At 28.2% G+C, this 14,663-nt stretch carries 15 protein-coding genes; 9 read left to right on the forward strand and 6 right to left on the reverse strand.

Annotated elements, in window-relative coordinates; translation table 11 throughout:
* Positions 1-37: 37 nt before the first annotated feature.
* The 4 genes from rpmB (at position 38) to ftsY (ending at position 1,972) form a co-directional block, all read left to right on the forward strand.
* Entirely contained in the window at positions 38-277 is a 240-nt protein-coding gene (rpmB, locus tag BW723_RS11070) for a 50S ribosomal protein L28 (protein ID WP_068364895.1), read from the forward strand.
* A gap of 29 nt (positions 278-306) precedes the next feature.
* Entirely contained in the window at positions 307-489 is a 183-nt protein-coding gene (gene rpmG, locus BW723_RS11075; RefSeq protein WP_068364892.1) for a 50S ribosomal protein L33, read from the forward strand.
* 52 nt (positions 490-541) lie between these two features.
* Positions 542-694, forward strand: a complete 153-nt coding sequence (locus tag BW723_RS11080) for a DUF4295 domain-containing protein (protein ID WP_068364889.1) — start codon at positions 542-544, stop codon at positions 692-694.
* A gap of 306 nt (positions 695-1,000) precedes the next feature.
* Entirely contained in the window at positions 1,001-1,972 is a 972-nt protein-coding gene (gene ftsY / locus BW723_RS11085) for a signal recognition particle-docking protein FtsY (protein WP_068364885.1), read from the forward strand.
* 44 nt (positions 1,973-2,016) lie between these two features.
* On the opposite strand, the gene BW723_RS11090 is transcribed toward ftsY, so the two are convergent.
* Positions 2,017-2,541, reverse strand: coding sequence for a DUF421 domain-containing protein (locus BW723_RS11090; protein ID WP_068364882.1), 525 nt, complete (start codon positions 2,539-2,541; stop codon positions 2,017-2,019).
* 203 nt (positions 2,542-2,744) lie between these two features.
* On the opposite strand from BW723_RS11090, the gene BW723_RS11095 reads away from it, so the two are divergent.
* Together BW723_RS11095 and rimO are read left to right on the forward strand one after the other, a co-directional pair.
* Positions 2,745-4,385 carry an amidase family protein gene (locus BW723_RS11095; protein ID WP_068364879.1) on the forward strand — a complete coding sequence of 547 codons (1,641 nt, stop codon included), beginning with the start codon at positions 2,745-2,747 and terminating at the stop codon, positions 4,383-4,385.
* Positions 4,386-4,444: 59 nt separating this feature from the next.
* Positions 4,445-5,797, forward strand: coding sequence for a 30S ribosomal protein S12 methylthiotransferase RimO (gene rimO, locus BW723_RS11100; RefSeq protein WP_068364876.1), 1,353 nt, complete (start codon positions 4,445-4,447; stop codon positions 5,795-5,797).
* A gap of 74 nt (positions 5,798-5,871) precedes the next feature.
* On the opposite strand, the gene BW723_RS11105 is transcribed toward rimO, so the two are convergent.
* Positions 5,872-8,355, reverse strand: coding sequence for a M14 family metallopeptidase (locus BW723_RS11105; protein ID WP_068364873.1), 2,484 nt, complete (start codon positions 8,353-8,355; stop codon positions 5,872-5,874).
* Positions 8,356-8,556: 201 nt separating this feature from the next.
* Here BW723_RS11105 and bshC point away from each other — a divergent pair, with 201 nt between their 5' ends.
* Entirely contained in the window at positions 8,557-10,149 is a 1,593-nt protein-coding gene (gene bshC, locus BW723_RS11110; protein ID WP_068364870.1) for a bacillithiol biosynthesis cysteine-adding enzyme BshC, read from the forward strand.
* Complete coding sequence (rlmF, locus tag BW723_RS11115; protein ID WP_068364867.1) at positions 10,149-11,009, forward strand: 23S rRNA (adenine(1618)-N(6))-methyltransferase RlmF; 861 nt, start codon at positions 10,149-10,151, stop codon at positions 11,007-11,009. Before bshC ends, rlmF begins: the two co-directional genes overlap by 1 nt.
* Before the next feature lie 149 nt (positions 11,010-11,158).
* On the opposite strand, the gene BW723_RS11120 is transcribed toward rlmF, so the two are convergent.
* Positions 11,159-11,761, reverse strand: a complete 603-nt coding sequence (locus BW723_RS11120; protein WP_068364865.1) for a hypothetical protein — start codon at positions 11,759-11,761, stop codon at positions 11,159-11,161.
* Positions 11,762-11,765: 4 nt separating this feature from the next.
* Positions 11,766-12,047: a hypothetical protein gene (locus BW723_RS11125; RefSeq protein WP_068364862.1), complete on the reverse strand. Its 282-nt coding sequence runs from the start codon at positions 12,045-12,047 to the stop codon at positions 11,766-11,768.
* Positions 12,048-12,151: 104 nt separating this feature from the next.
* Here BW723_RS11125 and BW723_RS11130 point away from each other — a divergent pair, with 104 nt between their 5' ends.
* On the forward strand, positions 12,152-13,648 hold the full coding sequence (locus tag BW723_RS11130) for a hypothetical protein (RefSeq protein ID WP_068364860.1): 1,497 nt from the start codon (positions 12,152-12,154) through the stop codon (positions 13,646-13,648).
* A 69-nt stretch (positions 13,649-13,717) separates the two neighbouring features.
* Here the strand turns inward: BW723_RS11130 and BW723_RS11135 are convergent, their stop codons facing one another.
* Together BW723_RS11135 and BW723_RS11140 are read right to left on the reverse strand one after the other, a co-directional pair.
* The gene (locus BW723_RS11135) at positions 13,718-14,092 is read right to left on the reverse strand and encodes a LysM peptidoglycan-binding domain-containing protein (protein WP_068364857.1); all 375 of its coding nucleotides are present in this window, start codon (positions 14,090-14,092) and stop codon (positions 13,718-13,720) included.
* Between the two features lie 26 nt (positions 14,093-14,118).
* Positions 14,119-14,643: a DUF1573 domain-containing protein gene (locus BW723_RS11140; protein ID WP_068365249.1), complete on the reverse strand. Its 525-nt coding sequence runs from the start codon at positions 14,641-14,643 to the stop codon at positions 14,119-14,121.
* Positions 14,644-14,663: the final 20 nt, after the last annotated feature.

Genomic DNA, 14,663 nt, shown 5'->3' on the forward strand with positions numbered 1-14,663 from the left:
CCTCGTTTAGAGATAACACTATAAAACTGTCGAGAAGATGTCTAGAGTTTGTGAATTAACAGGAAAAAAAGCAATGGTTGGGAACAATGTTTCTCACGCAATGAATAGAACCAAAAGAAAGTTTGACGCTAATTTAATGACGAAGCGTTTTTACATTCCAGAGGAAGATAAATGGATTACTTTAAAAGTATCTGCATCTGCTTTAAAAAATATTAACAAGAAAGGAATTTCTGCAGTTATAAAAGAAGCTAGAGCTAACGGTTTTTTAACTAAATAAGCTGAGGCTAACTAAAATTTTATATAGAGATGGCAAAAAAAGGAAACAGAGTTCAGGTAATTTTAGAGTGCACAGAGCACAAAGCAACTGGTAAACCAGGTACTTCTAGATACATTACAACTAAGAACAAGAAGAACACTCCAGATAGAATGGAAATTAAAAAATTCAATCCTATCTTAAAGAAAATGACTGTTCACAAAGAAATTAAATAATACAACTATCTAGAACTCAGAATAGAGCACATAGATTTAAAACATTTACAAAATGGCAAAAAAATCAGTAGCATCGTTACAAACAGGATCAAAAAGATTAAGTAAAGCAATCAAAATGGTTAAATCTCCAAAAACAGGAGCTTATATGTTTGTAGAAGCAATTATGGACCCATCTAAAGTAGACGCTTTTTTATCAAAAAAGTAATAAACTACTAAACAATATTTTAAAGCTACTTTCTTTTAGAGAGTAGCTTTTTTTATATCTTTACATTTGTGTCATTTAAAGCTTATTTTTTAATATGGGCGTTACCTAAAGGTCGGGCTTTACGCTAAATCTTTTTTTAATAAGAAACTGCTAACGCTGTTACTTATTAAAAAAAGGATATCGCTGCAATCCCTAACGCAACTTGTCTGCCATCATAAATAATAATCAGCCATTTTGACAAATATTTAATTTGGTATAATTTTAGACAACCAAATAGTAAGAACTAAAAACTAACAACTCAAAAATATGAGTTTTTTTAAAAAGATTTTTTCGAAAGAAAAAAAGGAAACACTAGACAAAGGTTTAGAGAAAACAAAAGAAAGTTTTTTTGGTAAACTATCTAAAGCAGTTGCAGGTAAATCTAAAGTAGATGATGATGTTTTAGATAATTTAGAAGAAGTTTTAGTAGCTTCTGATGTTGGTGTAAATACCACATTAAAAATTATCGAAAGAATAGAAGAACGTGTTGCCAAAGATAAATATGTAGGTACAGATGAGCTAAACAGAATTCTTAGAGAAGAAATAGCAGGTCTTTTATCAGAAACAAATATTGGTAACGAAAGCGAATTTATAATACCAGAAATACCAAAAAAGGATGGCAATAAAATGCCTTATGTTTTAATGGTAGTTGGTGTAAATGGAGTTGGTAAAACTACTACAATAGGTAAATTAGCAAGTCAATTTAAAAAACAAGGCTTAAAAGTGGTTTTAGGTGCAGCAGATACGTTTAGAGCAGCAGCCATAGATCAATTACAAGTTTGGGCAGATAGAACAGATGTGCCAATAATTCGTCAAGAAATGGGATCTGATCCTGCATCAGTAGCATTTGATACTTTAAAATCTGCAGTAAATCAAGATGCAGATGTTGTAATTATAGATACTGCTGGTCGTTTACATAATAAGGTAAATTTAATGAACGAGTTAACCAAAATAAAACGTGTAATGCAAAAAGTGGTAGATAATTCACCTCACGATGTTTTATTAGTTTTAGATGGTTCTACAGGTCAAAATGCATTTGAGCAAGCCAAACAATTTACAAAAGCAACAGAAGTAACCTCTTTAGCAGTAACAAAATTAGATGGTACAGCAAAAGGCGGAGTTGTAATTGGTATTTCTGATCAGTTTAAAATACCTGTAAAATACATTGGTGTAGGTGAAGGAATAGATGATTTACAAGTCTTTAATAAAGTAGAATTTGTAGATTCTTTTTTTAAGTAAAAATTAGTTGCTTAAAAATTATCAGATTTTTTTATGTTATTTAGTTAAGGGGTTGTTTTAACGTCTTCAAGTAATTCATTGTTCAGTTTACAATTTTCATCAGAAGAATGTAAAACAGAAATATCTCCTGTAGATTCTAAAACAACAGCTTTTACTTTACTCATATCAACAACATTTGCTTCTCTAAGTTTTGCAATTAATTGACTTTTTTGAATTCTGGCAGATTTAAGGTTTTCGTATAAAATTTCGCTACCATCCATTAATAATAAAGGTTTGTTAGAGATTAGTGCATCTAATTTTGGGAAAATTCTTTGTAAAAAAGAGAATATAAAAGTTAAGCTTAGTAAACTCGCAATTGCTACAGAACCGTGAACAACACTTGTACTAGATGTTAGAATAGAAGAAAGAATACTACCAATGGCAATTGTAAAAGCAAAATCGTAAGCTGTAAATTTCGCAAAACTTCTAAGACCAATAATTCTCGTCAATAAAATAATAACAAAGAAAATAAGTACACTTCCTATTATTGTTTCCCAAAGAGGGTCTTTAATATCATAAATCCATTCCATATTTTTATTTTTTTTGTATTTAATAATGTGTCTTAAAGATACAATCTTTTTAAATGTATAAAAAGCATAAATCCATTTAAACGTTCAATTAAAAAAGTAATTATTTAGAACTTATCACCTTATTAAATTTAGATAGAGTAACTCTTCAAATCCCAGTAGGTAGAAAAAATTAAATATTATATTTGAGTATCAAATCAAATACAATGAAAAACTTTTCTATTTTAATGGTTTTTATGCTCCTTATTTATGCGTGTAAAGAAAAACAACCAGATGTAATTTTTGCAAAATATGATGAAACTGATGCATTAATCTCACAACAAAATCATAAACGTAAAAGAATGCAGTTTAAACTTTTTCAATCTAAAGTTTTAGATATGAATGATGTATTTAAACCTTTTCAAGAAGATTTAGCGTATTTTTCTGAAGAAGATTATCAATCTTTAAAACCTTTAATTTTAGAACAAGATATTCCAACACTTCAAAAAAGCATAAAAGAAGGTAAATTGAGTTACGAAAAATTGACACTTTTTTATTTGTACAGAATAAGAAAATTTGAAAGTGATTCTACAAAATCTTTAAATTCAATTATCGCTCTAAATCCGAATGTAATAGAAGAAGCAAGAAAAAAAGATAAAGCGAAAAAACGTATTTCTGATTTTTCTATTTACGGAATGCCAATTTTATTAAAAGACAATATCAATACTAAAGAGATGCCAACTACAGCTGGGGCAATTGCTTTACAAAGAAATTATACCAAAAACGATGCTTTTATAGTAGAGAAACTCAAAGAAAAAGGTGCTTTAATTTTAGGAAAAGTAAACCTAAGTGAATGGGCTTATTACTTTTGTTCAGGTTGTCCTTTAGGATACTCAGCAATTGGTGGTCAAACTTTAAATCCTTATGGAAGAGGAAATTTTGAAACAGGAGGAAGTTCTTCTGGAAGTGGAGTAGCAGTTGCAACAAATTTTGCTGTGGCTGCAGTAGGTACAGAAACATCTGGGTCTATCACTTCTCCATCAAGTTTAAATTCTGTTGTAGGCTTAAAACCAACTATTGGTGTTTTAAGTAGAACAGGTATTGTACCAATTTCATCAACTTTAGATACTCCTGGCCCAATGACAAAATCTGTAATAGATAATGCTATTTTTCTGGAGGCAATGTTGGGTTATGATAAAAATGATACTGCATCAAAAGAAATAAAAGAATCATCGTTTAAAAATGAATTTAAAAGTGATTTTAAAGGTGTAAAATTGGGGGTTTTAAAAACACTTTTATCAGATTCAATTTATGCTTTAAATATAGAAAAATTAAGAAAGGCAGGAGCCGAAATTGTAGAAATAACACCTCCAGAAATTTCTTTTAACGGTTTTAGAACGTTATTAAATATTGATATGAAACACGATTTACCTAAATATTTGTCAGAACAAGCTGACAAATCTATTTTTGTAAAAAATGTGAACAGTGTAGTTGCGTTTAATAAAAAGGATTCTTTGCTAAGAGCTCCTTATGGGCAACAATTGTTTGATGGTATAGTAAATGATTCGACTACTTTAAAAGAGCTAGAAGTTATAAAAAATAATTTAAAACTAGAAGGAGAAAAATATTTACAAGCTTTAAAACAAAATAATTTAGATGCTATTTTATCTATCAATAATTATCATTCTGGTATTGCAGCTGTTGCTTTACATCCTACATTAACAGTGCCAATGGGTTACAAAGCATCTGGAGAGCCAATAAGTTTAACATTTGTAGGCAAACCTTTTTCCGAAAGAAAGTTATTAGAAATTGGTTATGCTTTCGAAGCGTTAACAAAAGCAAGAAAGATACCAGAAAACTATCAATAGAAAGATTACCAATCATTTAAAAAGTACTATTTTTGCCCTCGCTTTAATAAATTAATGATATGCGTACAAAATCCATCAAACAAAATAAGATAAACGTTGTTACTTTAGGTTGCTCTAAAAACATTTACGACAGTGAGGTTTTAATGGGACAGTTAAAAGCCAATGGTAAAAACGTGGTACACGAAGATGAAAACGATGATGGAAATATTGTGGTTATTAATACTTGCGGATTTATAGGAAAAGCTAAAGAAGAATCTATTGATACTATTTTGCACTATGCACAAAGAAAAGAAGCTGGTGAAATTGATAAAGTTTTTGTGTCTGGATGTTTAAGCGAGCGTTATAAACCAGATTTAGAAAAAGAAATTACGAATGTAGATCAGTATTTTGGTACACACGATTTACCAAATTTACTACAAGCTTTAGAAGCAGATTATAAGCACGAATTAATAGGAGAACGTTTAACAACAACTCCAAAACATTATGCTTATTTAAAAATTGCAGAAGGTTGTGATAGACCTTGTTCATTTTGTGCAATTCCTTTGATGCGTGGTAAACATAGATCTACGCCTATAGAAGATATTGTTATAGAAGCAACAAAATTAGCAGAAAAAGGAATTAAAGAAATTATGCTAATTGCGCAAGATTTAACTTATTATGGATTAGATATTTACAAAAAAAGAGCTCTAGCACAATTATTAGAAGCACTTACAAAAGTAGAGGGAATAGAATGGATTAGAATGCATTATGCTTTCCCTACAGGTTTTCCTATGGATGTTTTAGAGGTGATGAAACGTGAGCCAAAAGTGTGTAATTATTTAGATATTCCTTTACAACACATTAATTCTGAGTTGTTAAAATCGATGAAAAGAGGAACAACGCACGAAAAAACTACGGCTTTAATTCATAAATTTAGAGAAGTTGTACCAGAAATGGCAATAAGAACTACTTTAATTGTTGGTTATCCAGGAGAAACAGAAGAAATGTTTAAAGAATTAAAAGATTGGGTAGAAGAAATGCGTTTTGAAAGATTAGGTGCTTTTGAATATTCGCATGAAGAAAATACGGGTGCTTATGTTTTAGAAGATGATGTACCTGCTGATGTGAAGTTTAAAAGAGTTAACGAAATAATGGAAGTTCAGTCTCAGATTTCTTGGGAACTGAATCAACAAAAAATAGGTAAAACTTTTCGTTGTTTGTTTGATAGAAAAGATGGTGAGTATTTCTACGGACGTACAGAATTCGATTCGCCAGATGTAGATAATGATGTTTTAGTTGATGCTAGAGAACATTATATTAAAATCGGTGAATTTATCGATATAGAAATTCATGAAGCAGGAGATTACGATTTATATGGAACGCCTGTTAAGAAATTAGAAAAACCTACTTCTTTAAATCAGAAAAGAAAGTAAGAAATTTATACAATCAAAAAAAAATACCTCAGTAATATAAAATTGCTGAGGTATTTTTTTTGTCTTTTAATTTATTAAAAATGACTCGAATTTCTCAAGAAAATAGCATTCGCAAAAAATAGTTTACCATTTTCCCAAAATGCTCTAAATAAAGGGTTATCAACCATATAAATAATACTTCCTCTACCCATTTCATCTTCACCAAAAAGTAAAGATTCAGGTACATTTTGTAAAGCTTTTACACCAGCAAAACCAGCAACGTTTTTAGCATCTTTAGTAAAGTAAGCTACATTACCACCATTTTTTAAGTATTCGTAACTTCTGCTACTAGATTTTAAAGAAAAATAACTATCAGGATAACCAAAAGCTAAAGGATGAGTATTATCTACTTTACTATTAAAAATAGCACCAATAATAATGTTGTTTGTTCTTTCTCTTTCTAAGTCTTCGTAAGGAGTAAGATCAGCTTCATCCGATTTTTCTTTATCATCGCTCTTTTTTTCTTTCAAAGAAAATCCTTCTTTATCAGCAAAACTTCTTAATGCATTTTTAAGAGCAATTAATGTTCCTCCAGATCTAACCCAACCTTTTAATTTATCTAAAGTGCTTTTGTTTAAAACACTGTTGTAATATCCGTCAGGTAAAATAATTACATCATAATTAGAAAAATCTACTCTATTAAAATAATCAGTATCTAAAATAGAAACTGGGTATTTTAATTCAGTTTCAAAGAAATGCCAAATTTGTCCAAAAGAAAGAGAAGACGTTCCAGAACCAGAAAGTAATGCAACTCTTTGTTTAAAAATTGGTTTTACACTACCAGAACCAAAATCTTTACCAGAATCTACAAATCCTGTAGAAACAGGTGTAATTTTTCTACCCAATTTATTAGCAATATCAACTAGGTTTGTATCAAATTTTTGATTTTTTACATTATCGTGTCTTAAAATAATTAAAGAACCTTTGTCATAATTATTACCTTCTAAAGAAAAAGCTTGTTCAGAAAAACGAACTTTAATATCTGTGTTTAATAATTGTGCTAAAAATGTAGCATCATCTAAACTATTCCATTTAGAAATGTAAGCGTAAGAAGAAGTATTTACCGAGTTTAAAACGCTGTTGTTCATTTCTTTTTTTGATGAACTTATTTTACTTTCAGAAGCAACTGCACTAAAGCCATGAGCATAAGGTAAAGCCCAAGCAGTACTATCGTAAGTTAAAGAATCTAGAATTTTAGTTTGCGGTTCAAACAAAACTTTAACCATTTTTCCTTTTGGTTGGTTTGTATGAATTACCAAATCATTAGCAGAAACATTTATACTTTCTTCTTTTAAAGAACTATAATTAAAACCTTTTACTTTACCAGATTTTGCAAATTCATAAGCAATTTCATGTTTGTTTAGTAAATTAATTAAACGTTGTGTTTTATCAGAATTTTCATTCTTTAAAACATAACTTTTATATTTAAAATCTTTATTTTCAAAAAATTTTTTGAATTCAGTATTTAATTTTTCAGCATTTTTAGATGATATTTCTACAGTAGATAAACCAGTTGTCATATGATGTTGTGCTCTATCTATTAAAGTTAATTCAATACCTTCATCATTATCTATACCTAAACCAGCTCTTCCATGCCCTGCTTGTTCGTATGTCATACCAATAGCTCCCATAAAAGTTGGATAAGTATCACCATAACTTGGGTATAATAAATCGAAAGATTCTTTGGTAAAATACATCCAATTGTTTTTATCGAAATAAGAGGCGTGGTTTTTACCAATTTGTGTTTGAAAATCTCGTTGCCAATTGGTAATATCTTCGTGAAAAGGTTCTGCAGCAGGTGCAAAATAATAAGGACTATTTATACCTTGTTCATGGAAATCTACGTGAACGTGAGGCAACCATTTATTGTAAACTTTTAAACGTTGCTGAGTTTCTACTTGTGTAGCCCAAGCCCAATCTCTATTTAAATCGAATAAATAATGATTTGGTCTTCCTCCAGGCCAAGGTTCATGATGCTCTCTAGAATCTTGTGAGCTATTATAAGGTGTATTTTGAACTTGATTGTACCAGTTTACATATCGATCTCTTCCATCAGGATTTATACAAGGGTCTATAATAACCACTGTGTTTTCTAACCAAGATTTTTTAGTAGTAACTAATTCGTAAAGAGTTAACATAGAAGCTTCTGTGCTAGAGGCTTCATTTCCATGAACGTTATAACTTAACCAAACAATGGCTTTTTTGTTATCTGTTGTACCCGTTAAAATACCTGTTTGAGAAAGGTTTGCTTTTCTAATTGTTTCTAAATTATCTATATTTTCTTGAGATGAAATATAAGTAACATATAAAGGTCTGTGTTCGTTGGTTTCTCCATATTTTTCTAGTTGAACATTTTTTAAGGTGTTACTCACATATTTAAAATATTCAACAACTTTGTGATGTCTTGTAAAACGTGAGCCAATTTCATAACCTAAATACTCTTGTGGAGATTGAATTTCTTGAGAAAAAAGGGAACAAAATGAGAAAATGGAAATAATGAGAAGTGCTTTAATTTTCATTGATAAGAATTTGAATTTTATCAAAAGTAAGGAATAAAACCCACTATTTAAAGTGGTTTTCTTTTAGACACGTTAAAAATTTGTTAGTATGATTTTCTAAGCTTTACAGAATTTAAAATAGTTGTATTTTTATCGAAATTTAGTAAATTTTATGAATTCTACGTCAGATACTGATTGTTGTTTAAAACGTGTACTTTAATTATGAAAGTAACACAAATTCCTTTTAAAAAAACAGGTTTTTTCTCTAAAACAATGCTAGATTATTTAGAGCAAAAAGACACCATAAATCCATTTTATAACAATTTTCCAGATATAAATGGTTTTCAAAAGCAAATAGAAGAAAAGCAAAACTCTTTTGCTTTAAAAACAAGATTGGTTTTGGCTGATGCTTTAAAAAAGCAATATAGTTTTTTTGATATATCAGAAAAAACAGCAGCTAATATTGAGTTGTTAAAGCAAGAAAATACATTTACAATAACTACAGGTCATCAATTAAACCTATTTACAGGGCCTCTTTATTTTTTATATAAAATAATTTCTACGATTAATTTATCAGAAGAATTAATAGAGAAATTTCCAGATCAGAATTTTGTTCCAATTTATTGGATGGCAACAGAAGATCATGATTTTGATGAAATCAATTACTTTAATTTTGATGGTAAAAAAGTAACTTGGAACAGCAATGATGGTGGAGCAGTAGGTCGTTTTTCTACAGAAGGATTGGATGAGGTTTTCGAAGTTTTTTCTGAACATTTAGGGAATTCTAAGAATGCAGCCTACTTAAAAAAACTTTTTTCAGAAGGATATATTAAACATCATAATTTAGCAGATGCCACTCGTTTTATTGCCAATGAATTGTTTAAAGATTATGGTTTGGTAATTGTTGAAGGTGATGATAAAAGCTTAAAACAACTTTTTACACCATTTGTAAAAGATGAATTGGAAAATGAAACTTCTTTTCATGTTGTTTCTAAAACGATTGCTGAATTAGAGAAAAACTATAAAATTCAAGTTAATCCAAGAGAAATTAATCTTTTTTATTTGGGTGATGATTTTAGAGAACGCATCATTTTTGAAGATAATTGTTACAAAGTAAATAATACAGAGATTCGTTTTTCTAAGGATGAAATTCTGACTGAAGTTGATCATAATCCTTTGGCATTTTCACCAAACGTAATTATGAGACCTTTGTACCAAGAAGTAATTTTGCCAAATCTTTGTTATATTGGTGGAGGAGGAGAAATGGCTTATTGGTTGGAGTTACAAGATTATTTTAATAAAGTAAATGTTACTTTTCCTATTTTGTTATTGCGTAATTCTGTGCAAGTTATATCAGAAAAACAAGCAAAAAAATTATCGAAGTTACAGATTTCTTTAGAAGAAATATTTTTAAATCAGTTTGATTTAATTAGTAAAAAAGTAATCGAAAACACAGCCATTGAAACTGATTTTTCTGATAAAATTCAATTTTTAAAAATTCAATTTTTAGAATTAAAAGAAGTTGCTGTAAAAACGGATGTTTCTTTTTTAAATGCTGTAAATGCACAAGAAAGAAAACAAATTATGGGTTTAGAAAATTTAGAGAAACGTTTGTTAAAAGCAGAAAAAAAGAGACAAAAAGATTTAGTAGATCGAATTACTTTATTGCAAAATGAGATTTTACCAAATCAATCTTTAGAAGAGCGACATCGTAATTTTTCTGAGTATTATTTAGAGTACGGATCTGCTTTTATAACTGCTTTAAAACAAACATTAAAACCTTTAGCACTAGAATTTACAATACTAGAATTATAATGAAAGAGAAAGGTCTTCATCAGAAAAATAAATTCAATAAAGGGTATAATTTTGATGACTTAGTTCAGCAAAACCCAGAGTTAGCAAAATTTGTAACAAAAAATAGATTTGGTAAAATCACGATTGATTTTTCGAATCCGAAAGCAGTAAAAGAGCTTAATAAATCTTTGTTATTTACTTATGATAAAATTTCTGTTTGGGATTTTCCTGATGAAAATTTATGTCCGCCAATTCCTGGACGATTAGATTATATTCATCATTTATCAGACTTAAATTCATCCGAAGAAAATAGAACAGTTTTAGATATTGGTACAGGAGCAACTTGTATTTATCCGCTTTTGGGTGTTGCAGAATACAACTGGAATTTTGTTGCCACAGATATTGATTTAGATTCGTTGGATACTGCACAAGATATTATTGATGATAATAATTTAGATACTAAAATTGAGTTAAGACAACAATTTAACGAACAACATATTTTAAAGGATATTTTAGAAGAAGACGATTCTTTTTTTGCTACCATGTGCAATCCGCCATTTTATAAATCTGCAGAAGAGGCTAGAGGTGCAAATAGAAGAAAGTCTAGAAATTTAGGTAATAATGCAGTTCGTAATTTTTCTGGTAACAATAATGAATTATGGTATATAGGAGGAGAAAAAGCCTTTTTGCACAATTATTTATACGAAAGTTCGCTTTATAAAGAGAAAAGTGAATGGTTTACAAGTTTGGTTTCTAAAAAAGAAAATGTAGAAAGCTTGCAAAAATCATCAGAAAAACTAGGTGTAAAAGCGTTTAAAATTATTCCTTTAAGTCAAGGAAATAAAGTTACCAGAATTGTTTGTTGGCAATGGCCCCTTTAATTCCGCAAAGGGGAAAACTCTCTTGAAAATATCAATCTAATTTTAGTTGATTTAAGTTTCTTATGAAAAAGTTATTTTATTAAGATGTAACTATTTGTAAAGTTCACACCTCTTTTAAAAATTTAAAAATTCCTTTTTAATGATTTCTTTTAATTGTAGACAATATCATTAATTTTATATTTTTTACACGCATAATGTAAAATGGTATAGACTAACATATGTACAAACAGCAAACATAAAAAAGCATATAAAGGCACACCAAATAGTTGATAAGGCCAATAATAGGTCCAAACTCCTAAAAGAATTGTAATTACTTCACCAAAAGCCGGTAGAATTAATGCCAAAATAATTGCTAAAACAATCTTATTTTTTTGCGTTTGATTTTTTAAATATGGTATTATATTTCTTTCTAATTTGTAGAGGTAATGGAAAGCCAACATCCAAGCAAAAGGCACCCATAAAGGGATGTCTCTGCTAACTTCATGATATTCCCAATAACCATTAGCAACTCCCCAAGTTTCACCAACTACGCCTCCAAAACCAGTTAATAGCATTCCTGCTAGTAATAACCAGTTTTTATCGGTTTTTGGTTGTATAATTTCTTTATAAATATTATGTATAATCTTTAAAATTAAGAGTATAGCAATAATTAAATCGTATTGTTTTAAAACACCAATTAAAACACCTGCAATTATTAATTTTAGCAATGCTTTTAAAATTTCGGTGTAGAATTTCTTTTTATTTGTAATCAATTTTTTAAAGCTCTTTTTTTAATTTTTGATATTTTTTTTCGTGTAAATTGAACTCAATAAAATAAACGTAAAGTCCGTAAACTACAGAAATCATCAGAAAACAAATAGGAAAAACTTTTAGAGATTCTGTACTGAAACCATATTTTATAACACAATAAAGTGCACTAAAAATAAAACTAAAAACAGCGCTATTTTTAATGGTGTATTCTTTTTTGTTTTTTCTCTTTTCTTCCCAATATTTAAGAAATTTTTGATTTCTTTTATCGATAAAATTATTTGGCTCCATTCTTTTTTTTCAAATATAAAAAAACTGAATCAGTTAAAGATTAATCTATATGGTTTAATAAAAATTAAATTTGGAACTTAAATTTGTTCATAAGATTTAAGTTTATGAATAAGAAATTATATGTTAAAATTGCAATTATATTTGTATCGATTATACTACTCTACAAAGTTGCAGATATTTACGGAACAAATAAAATTGACAGCTTTTTAAAATCTAAAAATTTTGCTTACAAAGAGGTTTCTGTAAATTTTTTATGGGGTAATCTATCTCTCAAAGATGTAAATTACCAAAAAGATAGTTTGTATTTTAAAGCAGATAATATTGCTTTAGAAGGATTTTCTTATTTAAAATATTTCCAAAATAAGGAATTTATATTTTCTGATTTAGAAACAGATCAGTTAAAAATCTCTGGAAATTTTTTACATCAATCTAAAACAAAGGATACAATTTATGATGATAAAAATACAAAGACTAAAAATTTACCAAAAATTAAAATAAAGGAAATTGATTTAAATAATATCGAAATTGATGTTTTAAAAAAAGATAAGTTTCCTTTAACTGTAAAAAATGTGGCTATTGAAATTGATGATTTTGAACTAGATACTATTTTAAAGAATTCAATTCCTTTTAAATACTCAGCTATTAAAACTTCTATAATTGGTTTTGAATCTCAGTTTTCTAAAGTTCAGAAAATACAGTTTAAAAAACTACTTTTTGAAACTGATGAAATAACTGTAGATAGTTTAGAAATTGTTCCGCTAAAATCAAGAGACGAATATATTTATCATCTTAAAAAAGAAAAAGAATTATTAACGCTAGTTGCAAAAGAAATTAAAGTTGATAATATTCAGCTTGCTCAAAATGAAAAAATGAGTTTTTCTATAGATAATATTTTATTAGATGGTGTTTTCTTTAATTTATACTTAGATGCTACACACCTAAAAGAAAGAACCAAAATTAAAAATTTATACAGTAAAAGTTTAAGAGAACTACCTTTTGATATTGATGTAAAAAATATTGATATTATAAATTCTGAGATTGTTTATGAAGAATACACCAAAAAAGGAAATGATTCTGGTATTTTAGTGTTTGATGATTTGAAAGCACAAATCAAGAATATTAATAATAAAATAAATAAAATAGAAAAAATAACAACGGTTAATATTCAATCTAAATTTATGGAAACGTCTGCTTTAAATATTACTTGGACGTTTGATATCAATAATAAAAATGATGATTTTAGAATAACTGGAAGTTTAATGAATGTAAGTTCTAAAAATATGAGTGCGTTTATTCAGCCAACAACAAATGTAAAAGTTAAAGGACAAATTAATAAAATGTATTTTGATTTTGAAGGGAACAACAATTTTTCTAACGGAAAAATGGAAATGGATTTCAAAAATTTTGATATTCAAATTTTAGATGATAAAAAAAAGAAGAAAACAATTATAAGTTGGGTTGTTAACCTTTTTGTAAAAGATTCTTCAAAAAATGGAATGGTAAAAGTAGACGTAAAAGAAGTAGAAAGAAATAAAACAAAATCTTTTTGGAATTATTTATGGATAAGTATAGAGAGTGGTTTGCAAAAATCGCTGTTATAGTTTTTGATAGAAAAAAGTAAAGCCGAAGTTTTTAAACTTCGGCTTTTTTATTTTATTAGTTAAGGATTCTTACAAATTAGGTATTACTAATTCTTGACCAGGGTGTATTACATCTGGGTTATTTAAAATATCTTTATTTGCTTCAAAAATAGCAACATATTTCATTGGTTTTCCATAATAATGTTTTGCTATTTTTCCTAAAGTTTCACCTTTTTCTACAGTATGCGTTGCATAAATTGTTGTGTCAGCAACTTTAATATCTGCCATGATATCTGTTGGATTATCGCCACCAACCTTTTTAATTTCATCCCAAAGAAGATTTTTTTCATATTGGTTTTTGGCAGTTCCTTTAACAATTAATTTTCCATTTTCTTCTTTAACATCACCATCTTGAATGTTTAATTGTTGTCCTAAATCTAATACACTTTGATATTTTGCTTTCATTTTATTTTTGATTTTAATTGTTATTATTATCTAATTGTTCTTTCTTCATCTACATAATAACCTTGTTGTGTAAGGTCTCCATCTACTTCCCCAGCTAGTTTTTCTTTTCTTCTTTGTAAGTAAATCTCTTCATAATCTTGTGTGTAATGAGGAGAAGTTACAACATTTAAATCGAATTTAATGGTTGTAAAAATGTCTTTTTCTGTATTAGCAACTATTGTGATATAAAACTCTACATAGCCAATATTTTTAGCACTATCGTAATCTAAAGTAATAAAGCCAAAATCATCTTTACCAATCGATGTTGATGGGAAATCTATTTCTATACAACCACATGAAGCTTGTACATCATAAATAATTAAAGGTTCATTACCTCTATTGTAAAACTTGTATTCAGCAGATAATTCTGATCCTCTTAAAATAGGGTAGTAGTGTCTATCTGGATTTTCGATTTCCATCTTTGTTTTTCTAACATTAGCAATATCTGGCTTTCTAAAGTCGCAAGCACTTATTGTTATTGTTAAGATAAAAAGTAATACTAATTTTTTCATTGTTGTAAATTTAATCATTT

Origin of the sequence: Polaribacter reichenbachii (assembly GCF_001975665.1) — a bacterium.
GTDB classification, from domain to species: Bacteria; Bacteroidota; Bacteroidia; order Flavobacteriales; family Flavobacteriaceae; genus Polaribacter; species Polaribacter reichenbachii.